Annotated in this window: 20 protein-coding genes; 12 read left to right on the top strand and 8 right to left on the bottom strand. The window is 73.5% G+C overall.

From position 1 onward, the window contains the following. From ACFPFQ_RS01480 to ACFPFQ_RS01465, 4 genes are read left to right on the top strand one after another with little or no spacing between them, the layout of a single operon-like run. Complete coding sequence (locus ACFPFQ_RS01480; RefSeq protein WP_379613880.1) at window positions 1–879, top strand: alpha/beta hydrolase family protein; 879 nt, start codon at window positions 1–3, stop codon at window positions 877–879. Between the two features lie 16 nt (window positions 880–895). Beyond that, a complete protein-coding gene (locus tag ACFPFQ_RS01475) occupies window positions 896–1942 on the top strand; it encodes a DUF2293 domain-containing protein (protein ID WP_379613878.1) in 1047 nt (348 codons plus the stop codon). 52 nt (window positions 1943–1994) lie between these two features. Next, window positions 1995–2756: a cyclase family protein gene (locus ACFPFQ_RS01470; protein ID WP_379613876.1), complete on the top strand. Its 762-nt coding sequence runs from the start codon at window positions 1995–1997 to the stop codon at window positions 2754–2756. Next, on the top strand, window positions 2756–4387 hold the full coding sequence (locus ACFPFQ_RS01465) for a thiamine pyrophosphate-binding protein (protein WP_379613874.1): 1632 nt from the start codon (window positions 2756–2758) through the stop codon (window positions 4385–4387). Before ACFPFQ_RS01470 ends, ACFPFQ_RS01465 begins: the two co-directional genes overlap by 1 nt. Before the next feature lie 185 nt (window positions 4388–4572). On the opposite strand, the gene ACFPFQ_RS01460 is transcribed toward ACFPFQ_RS01465, so the two are convergent. Next, window positions 4573–5121: a CGNR zinc finger domain-containing protein gene (locus ACFPFQ_RS01460; protein ID WP_379613872.1), complete on the bottom strand. Its 549-nt coding sequence runs from the start codon at window positions 5119–5121 to the stop codon at window positions 4573–4575. Window positions 5122–5188: 67 nt separating this feature from the next. Here ACFPFQ_RS01460 and ACFPFQ_RS01455 point away from each other — a divergent pair, with 67 nt between their 5' ends. The 3 genes from ACFPFQ_RS01455 to ACFPFQ_RS01445 are packed head-to-tail and all read left to right on the top strand — an operon-like array spanning window position 5189 to window position 6994. Continuing rightward, window positions 5189–5554: a carboxymuconolactone decarboxylase family protein gene (locus ACFPFQ_RS01455; RefSeq protein WP_379613870.1), complete on the top strand. Its 366-nt coding sequence runs from the start codon at window positions 5189–5191 to the stop codon at window positions 5552–5554. Beyond that, window positions 5551–6450 carry a phosphotriesterase family protein gene (locus ACFPFQ_RS01450; protein WP_379613868.1) on the top strand — a complete coding sequence of 300 codons (900 nt, stop codon included), beginning with the start codon at window positions 5551–5553 and terminating at the stop codon, window positions 6448–6450. The genes ACFPFQ_RS01455 and ACFPFQ_RS01450 overlap by 4 nt, the downstream gene beginning before the upstream one ends. A gap of 10 nt (window positions 6451–6460) precedes the next feature. After that, window positions 6461–6994, top strand: coding sequence for an isochorismatase family protein (locus ACFPFQ_RS01445; RefSeq protein WP_379613866.1), 534 nt, complete (start codon window positions 6461–6463; stop codon window positions 6992–6994). Window positions 6995–6997: 3 nt separating this feature from the next. On the opposite strand, the gene ACFPFQ_RS01440 is transcribed toward ACFPFQ_RS01445, so the two are convergent. The 3 genes from ACFPFQ_RS01440 to ACFPFQ_RS01430 are packed head-to-tail and all read right to left on the bottom strand — an operon-like array spanning window position 6998 to window position 8804. Continuing rightward, window positions 6998–7699 carry an MBL fold metallo-hydrolase gene (locus ACFPFQ_RS01440; protein ID WP_379613864.1) on the bottom strand — a complete coding sequence of 234 codons (702 nt, stop codon included), beginning with the start codon at window positions 7697–7699 and terminating at the stop codon, window positions 6998–7000. Beyond that, entirely contained in the window at window positions 7696–8346 is a 651-nt protein-coding gene (locus ACFPFQ_RS01435; RefSeq protein WP_379613862.1) for a DsbA family oxidoreductase, read from the bottom strand. The genes ACFPFQ_RS01440 and ACFPFQ_RS01435 overlap by 4 nt, the downstream gene beginning before the upstream one ends. After that, window positions 8343–8804, bottom strand: coding sequence for a TIGR03618 family F420-dependent PPOX class oxidoreductase (locus ACFPFQ_RS01430; RefSeq protein WP_379613860.1), 462 nt, complete (start codon window positions 8802–8804; stop codon window positions 8343–8345). Before ACFPFQ_RS01430 ends, ACFPFQ_RS01435 begins: the two co-directional genes overlap by 4 nt. Before the next feature lie 65 nt (window positions 8805–8869). Between ACFPFQ_RS01430 and ACFPFQ_RS01425 the strand changes: the two genes are divergently transcribed. Then, on the top strand, window positions 8870–9463 hold the full coding sequence (locus ACFPFQ_RS01425; RefSeq protein WP_379614315.1) for a TetR/AcrR family transcriptional regulator: 594 nt from the start codon (window positions 8870–8872) through the stop codon (window positions 9461–9463). 95 nt (window positions 9464–9558) lie between these two features. Here the strand turns inward: ACFPFQ_RS01425 and ACFPFQ_RS01420 are convergent, their stop codons facing one another. From ACFPFQ_RS01420 to ACFPFQ_RS01410, 3 genes are all read right to left on the bottom strand, one after another. Next, entirely contained in the window at window positions 9559–10632 is a 1074-nt protein-coding gene (locus ACFPFQ_RS01420; RefSeq protein WP_379613858.1) for an acyltransferase family protein, read from the bottom strand. Between the two features lie 94 nt (window positions 10633–10726). Beyond that, entirely contained in the window at window positions 10727–12046 is a 1320-nt protein-coding gene (locus ACFPFQ_RS01415) for a M1 family metallopeptidase (protein ID WP_379613856.1), read from the bottom strand. Further along, on the bottom strand, window positions 12037–15936 hold the full coding sequence (locus ACFPFQ_RS01410; RefSeq protein WP_379613854.1) for a Pls/PosA family non-ribosomal peptide synthetase: 3900 nt from the start codon (window positions 15934–15936) through the stop codon (window positions 12037–12039). The genes ACFPFQ_RS01415 and ACFPFQ_RS01410 overlap by 10 nt, the downstream gene beginning before the upstream one ends. A gap of 306 nt (window positions 15937–16242) precedes the next feature. On the opposite strand from ACFPFQ_RS01410, the gene ACFPFQ_RS01405 reads away from it, so the two are divergent. The 3 genes from ACFPFQ_RS01405 to ACFPFQ_RS01395 all read left to right on the top strand — a co-directional run bounded on the left by ACFPFQ_RS01405 (window position 16243) and on the right by ACFPFQ_RS01395 (window position 19166). Continuing rightward, window positions 16243–16371 carry a hypothetical protein gene (locus ACFPFQ_RS01405; RefSeq protein WP_379613852.1) on the top strand — a complete coding sequence of 43 codons (129 nt, stop codon included), beginning with the start codon at window positions 16243–16245 and terminating at the stop codon, window positions 16369–16371. 130 nt (window positions 16372–16501) lie between these two features. Then, window positions 16502–17530: a PhoH family protein gene (locus ACFPFQ_RS01400; RefSeq protein ID WP_379613850.1), complete on the top strand. Its 1029-nt coding sequence runs from the start codon at window positions 16502–16504 to the stop codon at window positions 17528–17530. Between the two features lie 76 nt (window positions 17531–17606). Further along, a complete protein-coding gene (locus ACFPFQ_RS01395) occupies window positions 17607–19166 on the top strand; it encodes an alpha/beta hydrolase (protein WP_379613848.1) in 1560 nt (519 codons plus the stop codon). A gap of 322 nt (window positions 19167–19488) precedes the next feature. Here ACFPFQ_RS01395 and ACFPFQ_RS01390 read toward each other — a convergent pair whose 3' ends face one another. Further along, window positions 19489–20745: an FAD-binding protein gene (locus ACFPFQ_RS01390; protein WP_379613846.1), complete on the bottom strand. Its 1257-nt coding sequence runs from the start codon at window positions 20743–20745 to the stop codon at window positions 19489–19491. Window positions 20746–20781: 36 nt separating this feature from the next. Here ACFPFQ_RS01390 and ybeY point away from each other — a divergent pair, with 36 nt between their 5' ends. Next, a complete protein-coding gene (gene ybeY / locus ACFPFQ_RS01385) occupies window positions 20782–21318 on the top strand; it encodes an rRNA maturation RNase YbeY (protein WP_379613844.1) in 537 nt (178 codons plus the stop codon). The last annotated feature ends 4 nt before the right edge of the window (window positions 21319–21322 follow it).

Genomic DNA, 21322 nt, shown 5'->3' with positions numbered 1-21322 from the left:
GTGACCCGCCGCAGCGTCTTCCGCCACGCGCTCCACCTCGGTGCCGCCGTCCTCGCGCTGCCCGCGCTGACGGCCTGCGCCGCCGCGGTCGCGCCCGCACCGGGGGTCGCGGAGCCTCGGCGCCTCCCCTATGGCGGGCATCCCAGCCAGTTCGGGGAGCTGACGTTGCCCGCGGGCGACGGCCCGGTGCGCGGTGTCGTGGTGGTGATCCACGGCGGCTTCTGGCGCCAGCAGTACGGGCTGGAGCTGGGCCGCCCGCTCGCCACCGACCTCGCGAACGCCGGGCTCGCGGCGTGGAACATCGAGTACCGCCGCGTCGGCGGCGACGGCGGGTGGACGGCCACGTTCGACGACGTCGCCGCGGCCGTCGACCTGCTCGCCGGGCCCGTCCAGGAGGCGGCGGGCGGGCGGCTGCCGCTGGACCGGGTGGTGGCGCTGGGGCATTCGGCAGGCGGACACCTCGCCGCCTGGCTCGCGGCGCGGCCCGGCCTCCCGGCGGGTGTGCCCGGCGCCGCGCCGGTGGTGCGGCTGCACGGGGCCGTCAGCCAGGCCGGGGTGCTCGACCTCGTCGACGGCGCGGAGCGCAGCGTCGGGGCCGGTGCGATGCAGGACCTGCTGGGTGGCGAGCCCACCGCCGTCTCGGAGCGGTACGCGATCGCCTCGCCGATCGCCCGGCTGCCGCTCGGCGTGCGTGTGATCTGCGTGCACGGCACGGCCGATCGCAACGTCCCGATCCGGCAGAGCGAGCGGTTCGTCGCCGCCGCCGGGTCGGCAGCAGAGCTGATCACCCTGGACGGCGTCGACCACTTCGCGGTGATCGACCCGTCGACGCCCGCGTGGGCGGCGTGCCGGGACGGGGTGGAGCGGCTGCTGGTCTGATGGGCATCATGGAGGCATGCCGTCGTCACCCAACCAGCGTGCACTCGCCGCGGCGGAGCGGTTCCTCACCGACGCGAAGGCCGTCTCCGCACTCGATGTCCTGTGCGGGCTGCGGTGGATCAACGACAACCACCTCGACCACTGGAAACACGGCCGCACGCCCTACCTGCCGCCGCTGGGCCAGGTGGGCGAGGAGAAGCTGCGCGGTGTCCTCGCCACCATCTCGGACTGGGCGGCCGAACGCGGCCTGAAGGCCACCGAGATCGCCTACGTCTCCGCGCATCGCGACCGCAAGCCGCTGCAGTTCACCCCGGACGGCGACGCAGACCTCGAGCGGCTGCTGCGCACGCACTGGGTGTCGGGGGACCTGCCGCCCGCGCAGCAGGAGAAGGCGGTGGCGAAGGCGAGCAAGCCGCCGGAGCTGCTCGTGATCATGCCGCTCAAGGAGTTCACCTGCGCGGTGTGCGGCGGCACCGGAGACCTCCTCGTGATGGAGGACGCCGGCGCGCTGTGCCTGACCTGCGCCGATCTCGACATGCTGGAGTTCCTTCCCGCCGGCGACGCCACGCTGACGCGGCGCGCGAAGAAGGCGAGCGGCCTCTCGGCCGTCGTCGTGCGCTTCAGCCGCTCCCGCAAGCGCTACGAGCGGCAGGGGATCCTCGTCGAGGAGCCGGCGCTGCGGGCGGCCGAGGCGTCGTGCCTCGCCGACGAGGAGGTGCGGCTGCGGCAGCGCGAACGCGACCGCGTGCGCCGCGCCGCAGGCGACGTCGAGCTCACGGCACGGATGGCTGCCGAGATCGGCAGCCTGTTCCCCGGTTGTCCACCCGAGCGGGCGCGTGCGAGCGCCGAGCACACGGCGGTGCGGGGCAGCGGGCGGGTCGGGCGCAGCGCCGCCGGCCGGGAGCTGGAGGAACGGGCACTCGTCGCGGCCGTCATCGCGTCGATCCGGCACGAGGACACGCCCTACGACGCGCTGCTGATGGCCGGGGTCGCCCGCGAGGACGCCCGAGCGCGGATCCGCGACGACGTCGACGCGGTGCTCGCGACGTGGCGGGCGGGCTGACGGCGCGGCAGTATCGCGGGTGCATCGTCGTCGAGCTTGCGAGGAGCACTGCATGTCCGTGCTGGCCGAGTTGCTGGATGCACTGCGCTCCCACCGCGTGGAGGTCATCGACCTGACCGCCCCGCTGCACAGCGGCACCCCGATCCTGCAGCTGCCACCCCCGTTCGCCAACGCGTCGCCGTTCTCGCTCACCGAGATCAGCCGCTACGACGAGCGCGGCCCGGCCTGGTACTGGAACGACATCCACACCTCCGAGCACACCGGTACGCATTTCGACGTGCCGGTGCACTGGATCACCGGCAAGGACGGCGAGGACGTCTCCCAGGTGGCGCCCGAACGCTTGATCGCCCCCGCGGTGGTGCTCGACTTCGCCGAGCAGAGCGCCGCCGACCCCGACTTCCTGCTCGAGATCGACCACGTCCTGGCCTGGGAGGCCGAACACGGCCCGTTGCCCGATGGCGGGTGGCTGCTCTACCGCACCGGCTGGGACGCGCGCAGCGAGGACGCCGAGGCCTTCCGCAACGGCGGTGCCAGCCCGGGGATCTCCGTGGAGTGCGCGCGGTGGCTGGCCGACGAGGCCCCGATCCGAGGGGTCGGGGTGGAGACCGTCGGCACCGACGCCGGGGCCGCGCACTCGTTCGACCCGCCGTTCCCGTGCCACTCGTTCCTGCTCGGCGCCGGCAAGTACGGGCTCACGCAGCTGCAGAACCTGGCCCGGCTGCCCGTCACGGGCTCGGTGGTGATCAGCGGACCGCTGCCGATCGTCGGCGGGTCGGGCAGCCCGGCGCGGGTGCTGGCGCTGGTGGAGCGCTGATGGGAACCATCGCGGAGCTGGTGGGCCGCACGCTCGCGGCGCTGGGCGTCGGGCACGCGTTCGGGGTGGTGGGCAGCGGCAACTTCCACGTGACCAACGCGCTGCGCGACGGCGGCGTCGCGTTCACGGCGACGCGCCACGAGGGTGGCGCGGCGACGATTGCCGACGCGTACGCGCGGATCAGCGGCCGGGTCGGCGTGCTGTCGGTGCACCAGGGCTGCGGGCTCACCAACGCGATGACCGGCATCACGGAGGCGGCGAAGAGCCGCACGCCGCTGATCGTGCTGGCGGCGGAGACGGGTGCGGGCGCGGTGCGCTCGAACTTCCGGATCGACCAGTCCGCGCTGGTCACCGCCGTCGGCGCGGTGTCCGACCGGGTGCACTCGCCTGCCACGGCGCTCACGGACACGGTGCGGGCGTTCCGCACGGCCGTGCAGCAGCGCCGCACGGTGGTGCTCAACCTGCCCCTCGACGTCCAGGCGGCGCCGGCGCCGGGCGGGTGGACGGTGCCTGCGGTGCCCGCACTGCACCCGGTCCGCCCGGGTGCCGACGCGGTGGCGGAGCTGGCCGCGCTGATCCACGCGTCGCAGCGTCCGGTGTTCGTGGCGGGCCGCGGCGCGCTGCACGCGCGGGAGGAGCTGCGGTCGCTGGCGTCGGCGGTCGGAGCGCTGGTCGCGACCTCGGCCGTCGCGAACGGGCTGTTCCACGACGACGAGTGGTCCCTCGGTGTCTCGGGCGGGTTCGCGTCGCCGCTGGCGGCCGAGCTGATCAGCGGCGCCGACCTCGTCGTCGGGTGGGGCTGCGCGCTGAACATGTGGACGATGCGCCACGGTGCGCTGATCGGCCCGGACGCCAAGGTGGTGCAGGTCGACGACGACGCCGACGCGATCGGCGCGCACCGCCGGGTGGATCTGGGCGTGCTGGGCGACGTCGCCGCGACGGCTGCCGACACGCTGGCCGAGTTCCCGCGGCGGCGTACCCGCTACCGCACGGCCGACGTGCACGACGCGATCGCGAAGCGGGTGCGCTGGCGCGACGTGCCGCACGAGGACATCACCGGGCCCGACGGCATCGACCCGCGGACGCTGTCGGTCGCGCTGGACGACCTGCTGCCGGCCGAGCGGGTGGTGGCCGTCGACTCCGGCAACTTCGCCGGCTACCCGATGGCCTACCTGCGCGTGCCCGATGAGCAGGGCTCGTCGTTCACCCAGGGCTTCCAGTCGATCGGGCTGGGGCTGGCCACGGCGATCGGGGCGGCGGTGGCGCGCCCCGACCGGCTGGCCGTGGCGGCGCTGGGCGACGGCGGCGCGCTGATGGCGGCCGCGGAGCTGGAGACGGTGGTGCGGCTGGGCCTGTCGATGGCGGTGATCGTCTACAACGACCGCGGCTACGGCGCCGAGGTGCACCACTTCGTCGACGGCGACCTCACGACGGTGAAGTTCCCCGACACCGACATCGCGGCGATCGGGCGCGGCTACGGCTTCGACGCCGTCACGGTGCGGACGCCGGCCGACCTGGCGGGCGTCTCGGCGTGGGTGGCGGGGCCGCGCGACAAGCCGTTGCTGGTGGACGCCAAGATCGCCTCCGACGGTGGGGCGTGGTGGTTGGCGGAGGCGTTCAAGGGGCACTGAGCTGCGGGGTCCTCGGCCGCGGTGCCCTCGTTGCAGGAAAGCCACTTTCCTGCAACGTCGTTGCGGCAAAGTGGCTTTCCTGCAGGTCAGGCCGGCCAGGGGGCCGGGTGCGACCCAGCGAAGGAGATCCGCACCCGAGTCCCCTCCGAAGGCCATCACCCACTCTCCTGCAACCCCGCTGTGCTCTACCCCTCCGCCTTCCGCCGCGCCCGCAACGCCCGCACCCGTCCCCGGCTCGCACAGGCCGGGGCCGGGCACCAGCGCCGCCGCCCCGCCGGGTCGAGGAAGATCCCGCGGCAGTCCTGCTCGCCGCAGACCACCAGCGCGTGGCGCTCCGGTCCGGTCAGCTGCTCCAGGGCGTGGCGGGTGATCCGGGCGAGCGCCGCCGCCACCGTCGCAGGCGGCTCGCGGCGCAACGGCTCTCCGGCCACGAGCACCACCGGGTCGTGGTGCGCGGCGAGCAGCGCGTTCAGCGTCGTCACCGCCGCTGGGGGTGCCGGTTCGTCGAGCATCGTCGGGAACGCGAGCGCGCGCAGGGCCTCCCGGACGTCGCGGGCCTGTTCGAGGTCGACGTCGGTCGCCGCGCGGGCCGGTTGCAGGTCGCTGCGCGCGAGCCACTCGTCGAGCCGCGCTGCGGAGGCCAGCCGCTCCTCGGGGTGGTCGCTGAAGCTGCGCCCGCGCGTCGCCAGGAGGTTGAGCCAGGTGGCTCCGCAGTCGAACCGGAAGTCGTCCACTTGACGAGTGTAACGGGTATGCCGTTACAGTCCTGGTAACGGGATGGGCGTTACAAAGGAGGGCTTGATGGACGACGACCGCGACCGGGGTTACCGGTTGCTCGCGCAACTGCAGGACGAGCGCTCCCGGCGGGGGCTGGAGGCGGATCTGGAGGCGATCGCGCCCGGCTTCTTCGACTGGATCGTGACCAGCCTCTTCGGCGGCACCTACCAGCGCGAGGGGCTGTCGCTGCGCGACCGTCAACTCGTCAACCTGGGAGCGCTCACGGCGCTGGGCGGCGTCGATCCGCAGCTGGCCGGGCATGTCCGCACCAGCCTGCGGGTCGGGCTCACCGCGCCCGAGGTCGTGGAGGTCTTCGTGCACCTCGCGCCCTACATCGGGATCCCGAAGGCACTGGCCGGCCTGCGGGTCGCCGCCGGTGCGCTGGCGTGACCGCGGCGCGCACCGTGCTCGGCGACGTCCCCGTCGCCGAGCTCGGGACCATCGACGCCCACGACCACCTGTTCCTGCGCAGCGCGCTGCTGCCGGGCCAGGAGCTCGACGACGTGGCGGCCGCCATAGCGGAGGCCCGACGCTTCCGCGGCGAGGGTGGCGCCACGATCGTGCAGTGGACGCCGTTCGGTCTGGGTCGCCGCGTCGACGCGCTGCCCGAGGTGTCGCGCGCGAGCGGGGTGCACATCATCGCCGCCACCGGCCTGCACCAGCGGGCACACCTTGGGGAGCGCCCGGTGCCCGACCGGCTCGCCGACCTGTTCACCGCCGAGCTGACCACCGGGATCCACGGCGGCCCGGTGCGCGCCGGCATGATCAAGGTGGCTGGCGGCTTCCACGGCATCGATGACCACGCCCGGCTGACGATGGAGGCCGCCGCCGAGGCGCACCACCGCACCGGCGCGCCGATCGGCGTGCACCTCGAACACGGCACGGCCGTCCTGGACGTGGTGGGGCTGCTCTGCCACGAGCTGCGCGTGCCGCCGGCCCGGCTGGTGCTCGGGCACCTGAACCGCTCGCCGGACCTGTACCCGATCCGCGCGGCCGCCGACGCCGGTGCGTTCCTCGCCTTCGACGGTCCGTCGCGGGCCAACCACGCCACCGACTGGCGCCTGTTCGACCTGCTCGCCGACGTCGTCGAGCACGGACACGCCGGCCAGGTCCTGCTCGGTGGTGACACCACCACCGCTGTCGCACGGTCGACGTGCGGCGGCCCCGGGATGCCGTTCCTGCTCACCGCGTTGCGTCCCCGGCTCGCCGAGACGCTGGGGGCGGACGTGGCCGCCGCGGTGTTCGTCGACAACCCGGCGCGGGCGTTCGGCGTGGACTGGCGATAACCTCCGCGACGTGCTGGTGACCGCCGAAGGATCCGCGCTGCTGCTGATCGACTTCCAGCAGCGCCTGATGCCGGCCATCCACGACGGTGCTGCCGTGGTGGCCAACGCCGTGCGGCTGGCCCGCGCGGCGCAGCTGCTCGACGTCCCGACGTGCGCCACCGAGCAGAACCCGGCAGGCCTCGGCAACACGGTCGACGAGCTGGCCGGGTTCCCGCAGCTCGTGATGGCCAAGACGGCGTTCGGCGCCACCGCCGATCCCGGCTTCGCCACCCTGCTGCCGCCGCGCACCGAGGAGATCGTGGTGGCCGGGTGCGAGGCGCACGTCTGCGTGCTGCAGACGGTGCTCGGCCTGCTCGCGGCACGCCACCGGGTGCTGCTGGTCGCCGACGCGATCGGGTCGCGCGTCTCGTCGAACGCGGCGGCGGCGATCGATCGCGCCCGTCGCCACGGCGCCGAGATCGTGACCACCGAGATGGTGCTGTTCGAGTGGCTGCGCGATTCGCTGCACCCGAAGTTCCGCGAGGTACAGGCGCTGATCCGCTGAGCGCTACCAGCCGCGGGTGATCCACTCGTGCAGGTGTGGCCGCTCGGCACCGACCGTGGTGTCGGCGCCGTGGCCGGGATGCACGATCGTCGACGGCGGCAGGTCGAGCAGGGTGCGGACCGATCGGATGATCGTCGGGAAGTCCGACAGCCGGGTCCCGGTGAGGCCCGGACCACCGGGAAACAGCGTGTCGCCGGTGAGCACGTGCCCGTCGACGACCAGGCTGACGCCACCGGGGGAGTGGCCCGGGGTGTGCAGCACCTGCACCGCCAGCGAGCCGATCGGCAGCACCTCGCCGTCGGCGACGGGCGTGGTGCGCCCGTCCCACGGCGGCCCGGGCGGCGGCAGCAGCCGATCCGGGTCGCGGGCGAGCAGCTCCGCCGTGGCCGTGCCGGCGTCCCAGTAGCCCGTGCGGCGCACGACGTCGAGCTCGTCGGGCCAGACGGGAGCGTCGGCGGGATGGGCCAGCACCGGCACCTGCCACGCCGCGCTCAGCGCGGGTGCGGCCAGCACGTGGTCGAAGTGGGCGTGGGTCAGCAGGATCGCCTCGACATCGAGTCCGCGGGCCGCAGCCATGATCGCCGCGGGGTCGTCGCCGGGGTCCACCACCAGCGCGCGTTGATCGTTCTCGGCCCGCAGGATCCAGCAGTTGGTGTCCAGCACGCCGACCACGACCCGCTCCAGGATCGCGCGGTCGGGGATCATCGTGTCAGCAGCGCGTCGTAGACGGTGATGTCGTCGGCGTCGACCACCGGGAACCCGGATGCCCACGGCCCGTCCCAGTGCACCGCGATGCCGGGGTTGCTGATGGTGGTGCCGTCGGCGAACCGGAGGGTGGGGCTGGCCGGGATCGCGTCGGTGCGCGCGACGGCCCAGTCGGCCGTGATCGCCGACCGGAACGTCCCGCTGTCGAGCGCCGTCGCCAACTCGTCGACGTCGACGGCCGGCACCGTGGCGGCCACGTCGAGGATCACCTGCCGGTGGCTGATCGAGCGCGAGTCCGTCCAGAAGGCGCGGCGCAGCGCGAGGTCGAGGTCCTCGCCGGCCACCGGGCTCTGCGCGGACGCCGCGTGCACGGCCTCGGCCGCCAGCAGCACGGTGTGCGGGTACTGGTCGTCGGGCGCCGTCCAGACGCGGAACGCCGCTTCCGGTTCGATGGCGCCGAGCGCGACGGCCTCGGTGTCGGTGCCCCGGCGTGGGTGCGGCCCGTCGAACAGCTCCAGCGGGAACGTGTGGTGCTCGAGCCGGACCTGCGCGTCCAGGCCGAGGCGGGCCCGGGCCCGGCGCAGCCGCAGGACGGCGACGTAGGAGAAGGGGCACAGCAGGTCCGACCAGACCTCGATGGTGATCACGCGCTCTCCTGGTGCTCGGTGCCGGGCGGGTTGGTGGTGAAGCGTTCGGGTGCCAGCAGCACGGCGGTGCGCCGGTCGGTGGCCATCTCGCGGTCGTAGGCGGCCAGGTCGGGGTGCACCCCGCCGGCGGCGACGTAGACGTCGCGTAGCAGCGCGGGCAGGTCGGCGAGACCCGGGAGCGGGTCGTCGGGCCCGGCGAGCTCGACGGTGCCGCGGACTGCGACCCACTCCCAGCCCGAGCGGAACACGAGCGTCGCGTGCGGGTCACGGCGCAGGTTGGTGAGCTTGGCGGTGGCGCCGCGGGCCACGAACGCGATCGAGTCGGCGCCGGTGACGGGATGGGGCAGCACGCCGGCATTCACGACGCTGGTCGACGGCTGCCCGTTGGGGCGGAGCGTGACCAGCACGGCGAGCCAGTGCTCGGCGGCGCCGTAGGTCCTGACGGTATCGAGGTTCACGCCGTCGACGATACGGACTGCAGTCCGTTTAAGGCAAGCGGCTAGGGTCCCCGCTTGTGAGAGAGCTGCCACTGCTGACGGGCGGCGTGCCGAGGGAGCGTGCCGACGCGGCGCGCAACCGGCTCAAGGTGGTGGCCGCCGCAGCCGAGCTCTTCGGCGCCCGCGGCGTTGCGGCCGTGAGCATGGACGACGTCGCGGCCGCCGCGGGCGTCGGCAAGGGCACGCTCTACCGGCGGTTCGGCGACAAGTCCGGGCTGGCCGCGGCGCTGCTCGACGAGCGCGAGTCGGCGCTGCAGGAAGCGCTGCTGAGCGGGCCGCCGCCGCTGGGCCCCGGCGCCGCGCCGCTGGACCGGCTCGCGGCGTTCACGATCGCCTACCTGGCCTACGTCGACGCCCACCTCGACGTCGTCGCGATGTCACAGACCGCGAGCGCGGGCGCCCGCCTGCGCACCGGCTCGCACAGGTTGTGGCGCCAGCACTGCGCGATCCTGCTGGCCGCGGCCGGTGCCCCGGACGCCGACCTGCGCGCCGACGCGCTGCTCGCCGCGATGACAGCCGAGCAGGTGCGGCACTGGCGCCACGACGAGGGGCGCTCCCTGGCCGAGCTGACGGCGTCGATGGTGGCGATCGCCCGGGTGCTGGCCGGCGGGGCGGGGTAGCTCGTCCCGTTGCAGGAAAGCCACTTTCCCGCAACGACGTTGCAGGAAAGTGGCTTTCCTGCAAGGCGGGCAAGGCGGGGGCGCCGGACCGCCTCCTACGCCGCGATCGGAGCCGCCACCGCAGGCCGGGACTCCTCGGTTCGCCGCTGCGGCGCCGCCACCCACCGCCGTCCCAGCGCGATGGCGGGCTGCTCCACCCACCGGTACATGAGGTCGGCCATCAGCAGCGCCACGGCCAGCACGACGACGGCGGTGACGGTGCGGTGCACCCCCAGCGCCGGGATCGTGGCCGCGACGACGAGCCCGGCCAGCGCCTGCACCAGGTAGAGCGAGTACGAGCGATCCCCGACGAACGTCAGCGGCCGGCGGGCGAGCACCCAGCCCACCGGGCCACGGCCCACCAGCGAGACGACCAGCACCGCCACCAGCACCGCGTAGGCGATGATCACGGGCCCGCCCGGCCCGAGCACGCGCGACCCGATCGGCAGCGCGAGGTGGCCAGCGACGAACACCAGCGCGACGATCGTGGCGCCGAGCGGGCGCGTCAGCCAGGAGACCGCGCGGAACCCGCGGGGGTCGTGCAGCAGGACGGCCACCAGGCAGCCCAGGGTGATGGGGATGTAGCTGACGAGCACCGGCATCGTCGCCGCCAGCCCCAGCAGTGCGGCCAGCAGCACGATCCCGGCCGCGGCGCGCCGGGCCGCGGTCAGCACCGCGGCGAAGCCGAGCACCGGCCAGACCAGGTAGAACTTCTGCTCGATCCCGATGGTCCACAGCTGGCTCTGCGGGGCGTCCGGCCCGACGAACTCGCCGTTGAGCGTGAGGTAGCGCAGCATGACCTCGCCCAACCCGCCCGCGTACTCGCCGCGGGCGAGAGCAACCCCGGCGACGACGGCCAGCACCACGTAGTAGGCGGGCAGGATGCGCGCGATCCGCCGCTTCCAGAAGTTCTTGATCGACAGCCGCCCGTTGCGGGACTCCTCGCGCAGCGCCAGCGTCGTGATGAGGAAGCCGGACAGCACGAAGAAGATGTGCACCCCGATCCACCCGTACAGGCGCTCCCAGCTCGGGCCGCCGAAGTGGAAGAACACGACCATGGCCGCCGCGACGGCGCGCAGCCCGTCGAGCGCGGGGAAGCGGCGCAGTCCCAGGTACTGCTCGTGGTTCACGTGGTCGCGCTCCCGTTCGGTGCGTGCTCGGCACAGGAGATTAACCACCCGATCGAGCCGCGACCGCACAAGCCGCGTGAAACGCCGAAACAGGTCAGCGGGGCAGGGCGGGAAGGGCCCGCCTGCGCAGCCAGCTCTGGAACAGACCTGACAGGTCGCCCCCGGCATGCGTGGCCGCCACGGCCTCGAACTGGTCGGTGGTGACCGTCGAGTGGCGGTGCAGCGCGGTCCAGTCCTGCAGCAACGCGAAGAACGACACGTCCCCGATGGTGCGCCGCAGCGCGTGCAGGGTGAGCGCTCCGCGCTTGTAGACGCGCTCGTCGAACAGCCGCCCGATGCCCGGATCGGCGATCACCAGGTCGGCGGGCGCCGCCGCGACCTTCGCGTGCCACTGCTGCGCGAGCGCCGCAGCACTGCGCCCGCCCGACGCCTCCGACCACAGCCACTCCGCGTACGTCGCGAAGCCCTCGTTGAGCCAGATGTGGGGCCACGCGGCGATCGTGAGGCTGTTGCCGAACCACTGGTGCGCGAGCTCGTGGACGACGAGCCGCTCGTGCGTGCGCCTGCCGTCGACGTGGTTGGCGCCGAAGATCGACATGCCCTGGGCCTCGATGGGGTCGTCGAGTGCGTCGTCGGCCACCACCAGCGCGTAGTTGCCGAACGGGTAGGGCCCGAAGAACGACTCGAGCGTCGTCATGATCGCGCCGTGCCGTGCCGTGTCGCGGGCGAACGGCTTGCGCAGGCGTGCGGGCACAAACGCGGTCTGCACGACGTCACCGGTCGCCAGCTCGACCTCGTCGTAGCGCCCCACCTGCACGCTGACCAGGTAGGACGCCGTGGGCTCCGGCCGCTCGAACACCCAGGTCCGCGCGCCGGCCGAGCGCCGCTGCGATGTCAGCACGCCGGTGGCGACCACGGTGTAGGGCGCCGCGACCGTGACGCTGATGCGGTAGGCCGCCTTGTCAGACGGGTGGTCGTTGCACGGGAACCACGACGGCGCCCCGACGGGTTGGCTCGCCACGAGCACGCCGTCGGTGAGCTCGTCCCAGCCGATGTCGCCCCAGCGCCCGCGGATCGGCGTCGGGTTGCCGACGTAGCGGATCTCGACCACGAACGTGGCGCCCGCCGCGATCGGCCGCGCCGGCGTGACGTGCAGCTTGCCGGCCCGCAGCGTGAACTTGGCCTGCCGCCCGTCGACGGCCACGCGGGGCAGCTTGAACTCGGCGAGGTCCAGGCTGAACCGCGCCAGCGCCTGCCCGGCCACCGCCGTGAGGACGGCGCGGCCGGCCAGCCGGTTGGCCCCGATCTTGTAGTCCAGCTCGAGGTCGTAGTGCGTGACGCGGTACCCGCCGTTGCCGTGCGCTGGTAGGTAGGGATCCGTGGAACGTGCCGAGCCCTGCCTGGTCACACCCACGCCGAGATGGGGTTCCCGAGCCAGGCGCTGTCGGCGGGCACGGCGTCGCCGCGGGTGACCAGCGAGCCCGGTCCCACGGTGGTGGCGGCGCCGATGCTGGCGCCGGGCAGCACGATCCCGTTGGGCCCGAGCGTGGCGCCCGCGTCGATCCGCACGTCGTCCATGCTCATGATCCGATCATGGAACAGGTGTGTCTGCAGCACGCAGCCGCGGTTGATCGTGGCGCCGTCGCCCAGGTGCACGAGATCGGACTCCGGCAGCCAGTAGGTCTCCAGCCACACCCCACGCCCGACGGACACGCCCATCGTGCGCAGCCAGCCGGTGAGCAGCGGCGTGCCGCTGGCCGGGCCGACGAGCCACGGCACGGCCAGCACCTCGACGAACGTGTCGGCCAGCTCGTTGCGCCAGACGAAGGAGCTCCACAGCGGGTGTTCCACGGCGCGGAAGCGCCCGACCAGCACCCACTTCATGAGCGACGCGATGGCGGCCGCGACGATTCCCGCAGCGAGCAGCAGCGGGCCCGCGAGCAGCGCCGCGACGACCGGGCCGGCCGCGGTGGCGATCCCGAGTACCCCGCCCAGCACCAGCACCGCGAGGACCGCGGTGCACATGACGGGCACGACCCGGCACAGCTCGATCAGGCCGCGGGCCACCTTGAGCCGGCGACCCGGGTGGTAGGTGCGGCTCGTGTCGGCGTCGGACGCCGAAGACCCGCTTGCGGGGTCGAGCACCAGCACGGTGCGCCGCAGCGGCATCGGCGGCAGGCCGAGCCACGACGAGCCCTTCTTGGCCTTGCGCGGCGTGGAGGACAGCACGCCGACCAGGCCGCGGTTGGGCACCGAGCGTCCGGCCGCCGTCATGCCGGAGTTGCCCAGGAACGCCTGCTTGCCGATCCGCGACGGTGCGACGTGCAGCCAGCCGCCCGCCAGCTCGTAGGTGCCGACCATGGTGTCGTCGGCCAGGAAGGCACCGTCGGCGACGGTGGTCATCTTCGGCAGCGCGATCACGGTGGACGCCTCGACGTCGCGCCCGATCCGCGCCCCGAGCAGCCGCAGCCACACGGGGGTGAACAGGCTCGCGTACAGCGGGAACAGCGCGGTACGCGCCATGCCCATCAGCCGTTCGGTGGTCCAGACCTGCCAGCCGATCCGCCCGTGCACCGGGTGGAAGCCCTCGACCATGCCGATGCCGAGCAACCGCACCGCGACGAGCACGAGCAGCGCGTACGTCACGAGGTAGGCGACGGTCGCGACCGGGACGACCGGCAGCGCGGCCGCCACGGCGGCTCCCGCGCTGGGGGTGCCGCGCACGACGGCGCCGATGAGCAGCAGGCCGGGTAGCGCCGCGATGGCCGGGAACAGTCCCAGCACCGTGGACGTCACGCCGTAGGCGATGATCCAGCGTCGCGACCGCGGCGGCCGCGAGGACGGCCACGCCAGGGGGTGCTTGGCGACCTTGGCCGCGGGGGAACCGGCCCAGTGCTGCCCGGCCGGGACGGCACCGCGGACCGTGGAGCCGGCCGCGATCTCCGTGCCCCGCCCGATCCGGACACCGGGCAGCACCGTGCTGCGCGAGCCGATCCGGGCCCCGGCCCCGATGCGGATCTTGCCGATGTGCACCAGATCGCCGTCGACCCAGTGGCCCGACAGGTCGACCTCCGGCTCGACGGCCGCACCGCGGCCGATCTTGAGCAGGCCCGTGACGGGCGGTGCCGAGTGCAGGTCGACGTCCTTGCCGATCCGGGCGCCGAGCGCGCGGGCGTAGCGGGTGGTCCAGGACGCGCCGGAGACGCCGTTGGCGCCGGAGAGCTCGGCGAGCCGCGTGGCCGCCCAGAGCCGCAGGTGCACCGACCCGCCGCGCGGGTAGCTGCCGGGCCGGACGCCGCGCAGCAGCAGCCGCGCACCGGTGGCCGCGATCGCGATGCGCCCGGCCGGGCTGAACAGCACGACCCAGGCCAGCACCAGCGTCCACCACGGCACGGTCGGCGCCCAGGCCAGCACGCCGGTGACCGCCGCGACGCTCGAGAGCGCGGCCGCGACGGCGGCCCAGCGCAGGCCGACCAGTACCAGCATCGGGGCCATCAGCAGTGCCTGCCAGCAGCCGGTGGCGCGCGGGGTGGGCGCGATGTCGCGGTGCGCGCGCCGGGTGGCGCTGAGCGCGTCGAGCGCGGCGGCCAGCTTGCCCAGCTTCGGGTTCAGGTACAGGTCGTTGACCGAGACCTGGGGGTGGCGCGTGCGGATCAGCGCCACGAGCTGCGCGGCGGTGAGGCTGCCACCGCCGTGGGCGAAGAAGTCGGCGCCCGGGTCGGTGACGGTGGCACCGAGGATCTCGGCCCAGCCCTCGGCCAGCCAGGCCTCGGTTGGCGTGAGCAACCCGGCCGCCACGGGGTCGTGGGTGCCTGCGGGCAGCGGCCACGGCAGCGCGTCGCGATCGACCTTGCCCGACGTCCGGGTGGGCAGGTCGGCGAGCACGGCCAGCATCGGGACGAGCGCGGCGGGCAGCGTCTCGCGCAGCTGCGCGACGGCCGCGTCGGTGTCGAAATCCGCCTGCTCCGGCACCAGGTAGCCGACGAGCACCTGGTTGCCGGCGCGGGTGCGGCGCACGGCGGCGGCCGAGCCCAGTACACCGGGCAATGCCTGGATCGCGGCGTCGACCTCGCCCAGCTCGATGCGGCGGCCGCCGAGCTTGACCTGCTCGTCGGCCCGGCCCAGGAACAGCAGGCCCTCGACCTCGGCGCGCACGACGTCACCGCTGCGGTAGGCGCGGTCCCAGCCCAGCGCCGGCAACGGCGCGAACTTCTCGGCGTCCTTGGCGGCGTCGAGGTAACGGGCCAGGCCGACCCCGCCGATCACGAGCTCGCCGGTCTCGCCCATCGCGACGAGCTCGCCGTCGGCACCGATGACCGCGAGGTCCCAGCCCTGCAGCGGCAGCCCGATGCGGACCGGGCCCTCCCCGGTGAGCTGCGCGGCGCAGGCGACGACGGTGGCCTCGGTGGGGCCGTAGGTGTTCCACACCTCGCGGCCCTCGACGGCGACGCGCTCCACCAGTTCCGGCGGGCACGCCTCCCCGCCGAAGATCATCAGGCGGACCTCGTCGAGCGCGTCGACGGGCCACAGCGCGGCGAGCGTCGGCACGGTGGAGACCACGGAGATCCGCTGCGCCTCGAGCCACGGGCCGAGGTCGACGCCGGTGCGCACGAGCGAGCGGGGAGCCGGCACCAGGCAGGCGCCGTGGCGCCAGGCCAGCCACATCTCCTCGCAGGAGGCGTCGAAGGCCACCGAGAGCCCGGCGAGCACGCGGTCGCACGGGCCGATCGGCTCGTCGACCAGGAACAGCGCGGCCTCGGCGTCGACGAACGCGGCCGCGGCGCGGTGGGTGACCGCCACACCCTTGGGCCTGCCGGTGGAACCGGACGTGAAGATGATCCACGCGTCGTCGTCCGGACCGGGCGTGCCCGGACGCCCGATCGGGTCGGACACCGTGGTCAGCGCGCCGTCGGCGCCGAGCACGACGCAGACCCCGGCCTCGCCGAACACGAGGTCGGCACGCTCGTCCGGGTCGTCGGCGTCGACCGGGACGTAGGCAGCGCCCGCGCTGAGCACCGCGAGGATCGCGACGTAGAGCGCGGCGGTGCCCGACGGGATCCGGATACCGACGCGGTCACCGACGCCGACCCCGGCAGCGGCGAGCCGCCGGCGCACGACGTCGATCTCCTCGGTGAGGCGGCGGTAGCTCAGCACGCCGGTGCCGTCGTCGATCGCGTCGGCGTTCGGGTGGGCCAGCGCCGTGGCGGCCAGCACGTCGAGCAGGGTGCGCTCGGCGGGCGCACCGCCCGTCGGGAACAGGGCGGGCAGCGCGGTGGTGTTCGTGCGGGTGATCGCGAGGGTCATCGCGCACCGCAGGGGCCAGCGGGGCAGAACGGGAACGCGCGGGGGCGCATCTCTCACCTTCCGGGCAACGTGCTGTGACGTCGGCCGGGGCCGGTGGAATGGGGTGGCACACCCGGGAGCACAGCGATCTGAGACAGAACGTAAACGGTAGATGACGCCCGTGTCTCGCCTTCGTGTGGGAGTTCACCTCCTTCGGCAATCGATTCCCCGGGTCGTGATCCCTGCGTTTTCAGGGCTGACGGCACGCGAACGGTGCGCCGCCCGCCCGCGACCCTGCGAGACCCCACCCCGCTCGGCCATCGACCCGTGGGGCGCGCGGACCCCCGGCGGCGGCGCGCCGGGCTGCGGTTGCTCGAGGAGGTCGGCCTCGAGGGCTCGATCCTGCGTCGCCTCGACCTCGTCGTCGCCGGAATGAGTGCCGCTCTCGCCGTCTAATCGCCGGGCGTGGCGCAGGGGATGGCGGTAACATCGCGAGCGTCCCAGCAGCAGATGTAGGAAGCAGGCGGCTGACCCCTTGACCGGTACCGACCCCGGCTCAGTTGGATCCTCCGTGGTCCAGTCCCGCATGACTGTTCCCGACGCCGCTCTGCTCGCGCTGCTGGGTTCGCGCGACGAGAGCCTGCGCACCGCGGAGGACATGCTCGAGGCCGACGTGCACGTCCGTGGCAACGAACTCACCCTGTCCGGCACCCCGGCCGACGTCGCGTTCGCCGAGCGCGTCTTCGCCGAGCTGATCACCCTGGCCGAGCGCGGCCAGCAGGTGTCCAGCGACGCCGTGCGGCGCACCGTCGAGATGCTCGCCGACGGCGGCGCCGACGACCGCGCCCGCCTCGGGGAGTCGCCCGCCGAGGTGCTGAGCCTCGACATCCTGTCCCGGCGCGGCAAGACGATCCGTCCCAAGACTCTCAACCAGAAGCGCTACGTCGATGCCATCGACCACCACACGATCGTCTTCGGGATCGGCCCGGCCGGCACGGGCAAGACCTACCTCGCCATGGCCAAGGCCGTGCAGGCGCTGCAGACCAAGCAGGTCAACCGCATCATCCTGACGCGCCCGGCGGTCGAGGCGGGGGAGCGGCTGGGCTACCTGCCCGGCACGCTGTTCGAGAAGATCGACCCGTACCTGCGCCCGCTCTACGACGCGCTGCACGACATGATCGACCCCGAGTCGATCCCCAAGCTGATGGCTGCCGGCACCATCGAGGTGGCCCCGCTCGCCTACATGCGTGGGCGCACGCTCAACGACGCGTTCATCATCCTGGACGAGGCGCAGAACACCACGCCCGAGCAGATGAAGATGTTCCTCACCCGGCTGGGGTTCGGCTCCAAGATCGTGGTCACCGGCGACGTCACGCAGGTCGATCTGCCCGGCGGCGGCACGCGCTCGGGGCTGCACGTGGTGCGCGACATCCTCGACGGCGTCGACGACGTCAACTTCTCCGTGCTCACCAGCACCGACGTCGTGCGCCACCGGCTGGTGGCCGACATCGTCGACGCCTACTCCCGCTGGGACGAGAGCATGGAGCGCCCCAACCTGCGTTCGGCGGCGCCGCGCACCGGGCCGCCGCAGGATCGGCGCTCGCGCCGGCGCTGACGCTGCCGTTCGTCCATTCGGCGGGTGTCGGCTGGACCACTTGTCCACGCCATGACGCGACGGAAGGATCGGCCCGGTGTCGTTCCTCCGCGCGATCGTCGCGACCACGCTCGCCGGACTCCTCACCATCGCGCTGGCAGCGGCACCTGCCGCGGCAGCCACGCCCGACTCGGGGCTGGACAAGTACCTCACCCAGCAGCTGACCTGGGGGCCGTGCACGTCGCTCGTGCCGCCCGGGGCCGGTCAGGACTCGCTCGCCGACCCCCGGTTCGACTGCACGTTCCTCACGGTGCCGCTGGACTACGCGCAGCCCGACGGGCGCACGATCAAGATCGCCATGTCGCGCCAGAAGGCGCTCGACCCGGCCGCGCGGATCGGGTCGCTGTTCACCGACCCCGGCGGCCCGGGGGGCTCCGGTGTCACGTTCCTGCCGCAGCTCGCGGGTGGCCTGGCCACCAGCGAGCTGGCGAAGCGCTTCGACCTGATCGGGTTCGACCCCCGCGGCGTCGGCGCCAGCGAACCGGCCATCGACTGCTCGAACACCGTCGAGGTCGACGCCGAGCGGGCCGACCTCGATCTCGACGTCTCACCGGCGGGGGTGGCCCAGACGGAGTCGGAGGAGAAGGCGTTCGCCCAGCGCTGCGTCGACCGGGTCGGCACCGACGTGCTGGCAGCAGTCGGCACCCGGGATGTGGCGCGGGACCTGCGGGTGGCCTACCGCGCCGTCGGTGACCAGAAGCTGACCTATGTCGGCTACTCCTACGGCACCGAGATCGGGTCGACCTTCGCCTCGCAGTTCCCCACCGAGGTGCGCGCGCTCGTACTGGACGGCGCGATCGACCCCGCCCAGGATCCCGTGCAGGCGCGCCTGACGCAGTCCCGCGGCTTCCAGCGGGCGTTCGACGGGTTCGCGGCCGTCTGCGTCACCCGTCCCGACTGCGGGCTCGGTGCCGACAAGGCGGGTGCGTCAGCCCGGCTGCAGGCCATCCTCAAGCCGTTGATCACCACCCCGATCCCGGCCGGCGACGGGCGCACGCTCGGGTACAACGACGCGATGACCGGCGTGATCACCGCGCTGTACTCGCAGGCGCTGTGGGGCTTCATGAACGAGGGGCTGACGCAGGTCGGCAAGGGCGACGGCACCAACCTGCTGCGCCTGGCCGATGCCTACTACGAGCGTGCGCCCGACGGCAGCTACGGCAATCTCATCGAGGCCTTCCAGGCCATCACCTGCGTCGACCGGGCGCCGATCACCGACCCGAAGCTGGCGCTGGACATCAGCCGGCAGCAGAACGCGCTCGCGCCCTTCGCCGACCCGGGCGTCGGACCGTCGAGCGCGTTGGAGCTGTGCGCGTTCTGGCCGGTCGAGCCCACGAGCGCGGCCGGACCCGTCGTCGCTCCCGGCCTGCCCACGGTGTTGGTGGTGTCGTCCACGGGTGATCCGGCCACGCCGTACGAGGACGGCGTCTCGCTGGCCAAGCAGATGAAGGCCCGCCTGCTCACCGTCGAGAACGACGGGCACACGGTGGCGTTGCAGGGGCTCAACAAGTGCGCCGACGACATCGCGTCGCGCTACCTGGTGGACCTGACGCTCCCGGCCGCCGACCCCCGCTGCGCCCGCCAACCCCCCGCCTGACGCCGCCGGTCCCTCCACCCCAACTCGCGGGGCGTTCGAGCGCAACTCGCGGGGCGTTCGAGCGCAACTCGCGGGGCGTTCGAGCGCAACTCGCGGGGCGTTCGAGCGCAACTCGCGGGGCGTTCGAGCGCAACTCGCGGGGCGTTCGAGCGCAACTCGCGCGGGTACTTGCCCTGCCCAGAGCGCGAGTTGCGACGGATGTGCCCGCGAGTTGCGACGGAGGTGCCCGCGAGTTGCGACGGATGGCCCCGCGAGTTGCGACGGAGGTGCCCGCGGGTTGCGACGGATGTGCCCGCGAGTTGGGGTCGGGCGTGACCTCTGGTCAGCCGGGGAGGTAGCGGTCGAGCATCGCGTTGCGGAACTTGCCCGTGGGGTCGGCGGAGCGCAGCAGCTTCTCGGCATCGGGGAGGTGGGGGAGCAGGTCGCGGACGGCCCCGGGCTCGACGCCGAACACCTTGCCCCAGTGCGGGCGGGCGGCCAGCGGCTCCAGCGCGGCCTCGACCGCCGCCACCGCCGGGTCGACGATCCCGTGGTCGAGCACCCATGTGAAGTGGAAGGCGACGCTGTCGCGCTCGCTCGCGGCCGAGAGCCAGGTGGTGTCGGCGGCGATCGTCCGGATCTCGGAGACGAGCAGCGCGGGTGCGATCCGGTCGCGCACCGCGTCGAGTGCCGCGAGCGCGTCGCCCAGTGCCGCGCGCGGCACCAGGTACTCCGACTGCAGCTCCGCACCGCTGCTCGGGGTGAAGGCGAGCCGGAAGTGCGGCAGCCGCTCGTGCCACGGCCCGGGCACGCCACCCTGCTGCGTGCAGTGCGTGGCGTCCTCGCCGCGGGTCATGTGGCGGGGCCCGTCGGCGCGGGTCAGGCCCAGCCAGTTCGACGGCGGTTCCGGGTCGCCGACGCGCTGCTTGACCCACACCTGCTCGATGCCATGGCCCGATCCGGCGGCGCCCTCCCAGTACGTGAAGAGGCTGACGCTGTAGGCCGCAGCCAGCGCCTCGGCGGCGTCGGACAGCTCCAGCGATCCCTCGTACACCCACTGCCGGACGTCGAACGCGGGCACGGTGTCGAGCGTCATCGCCGTCACGACACCCAGCCCGCCGAGCGCCACGACCGACCCGGGGAACGCGGCGTCGCCGCGGCGCACCGTGACCAGCGTGCCGTCGGCCGCCACCATCTCGACGGCCGAGACGGACGTGGCGAGGATGCCGTGGGACTCCCCGGAGCCGTGCGTGCCGGTGGCACACGCGCCCGCCACCGAGATGTGCGGCAGCGAACCGGTGTTGGGCAGCGCCCGCCCGGCGGCATGGAGCGGACCCATCAGCTCGCCGTAGCGCATCCCGCCCGACACCGTGACGGATCCGCCCTCGATCGCCAGCACCGGGGGCAGGTCGGCCACCGAGACGAGGACGCCCGTGGTGTCGGCGATCGGCGAGAACGAGTGGCCGGTGCCCAGCGCCCGGACGCGCTCGGCGGCCGCCACGATCTCCTGCAGCTGTCCCACGTCGGTGGGCCGGTGCAGCGCCGCCGCCGAGAAGTTGATGTTGCCTGCCCAGTTGTGCAGCGTCGATGCAGTGGCCACGTAGCTGAACTTATCGGGTGGCCTACCCTTGTGGCTGTGTCGATCGAGGTCAACAACGAGTCCGGCGTGAGCGTGGACGAGGCGCTCATCGCGTCGGTCGCGCGCTTCGCCCTCGACGCGATGCGCGTCAACCCCGCCGCGGAGCTGTCGATCATCGCCGTCACCCTGGACGTGATGAGCGAGCTGCACGAGCGCTGGATGGACGAGCCGGGCCCCACCGACGTCATGTCCTTCCCGATGGACGAGCTGGCCGAGGAGTCCCGCCGGCCCGACGCTCCCGAGATGGGCCCGGCGCTGCTGGGCGACATCGTGCTGTGCCCCGAGTTCGCGAAGGCGCAGGCCCGCACCGCCGGTCACACGCTCGGCGACGAGCTGCACCTGCTCACCGTCCACGGCGTGCTGCACCTGCTCGGCTACGACCACGCGGAGCCGGAGGAGGAGCGCGAGATGTTCGGCCTGCAGAACAAGCTGCTCACCGAGTGGCGCGTCGCTCGCGAGCGCGCCGCCGCGGTCGAGGCGCAGCGCCGCAGCGACTCCGCCGTGCTCGGCGCCGTCGGCCTCGAGGACAGCTGAACCT

The sequence above is a fragment of the Pseudonocardia sp. GCM10023141 genome, assembly GCF_042653605.1.
The sequence above is the reverse complement of the archived record's forward strand: the minus strand, read 5'-3'. Positions and strand labels throughout refer to the sequence as shown.

Excerpts from the sequence above, each read along its gene's own strand:
- ACFPFQ_RS01475 (WP_379613878.1), top strand. The coding sequence starts at position 896 with ATGCCGTCGTCACCCAACCAGCGTGCACTCGCCGCGGCGGAGCGGTTC.
- ACFPFQ_RS01470 (WP_379613876.1), top strand. The coding sequence starts at position 1,995 with ATGTCCGTGCTGGCCGAGTTGCTGGATGCACTGCGCTCCCACCGCGTG.
- ACFPFQ_RS01465 (WP_379613874.1), top strand. The coding sequence starts at position 2,756 with ATGGGAACCATCGCGGAGCTGGTGGGCCGCACGCTCGCGGCGCTGGGC.
- ACFPFQ_RS01455 (WP_379613870.1), top strand. The coding sequence starts at position 5,189 with ATGGACGACGACCGCGACCGGGGTTACCGGTTGCTCGCGCAACTGCAG.
- ACFPFQ_RS01440 (WP_379613864.1), bottom strand. The coding sequence starts at position 7,699 with ATGATCCCCGACCGCGCGATCCTGGAGCGGGTCGTGGTCGGCGTGCTG.
- ACFPFQ_RS01410 (WP_379613854.1), bottom strand. The coding sequence starts at position 15,936 with ATGACCCTCGCGATCACCCGCACGAACACCACCGCGCTGCCCGCCCTG.
- ACFPFQ_RS01400 (WP_379613850.1), top strand. The coding sequence starts at position 16,502 with ATGACTGTTCCCGACGCCGCTCTGCTCGCGCTGCTGGGTTCGCGCGAC.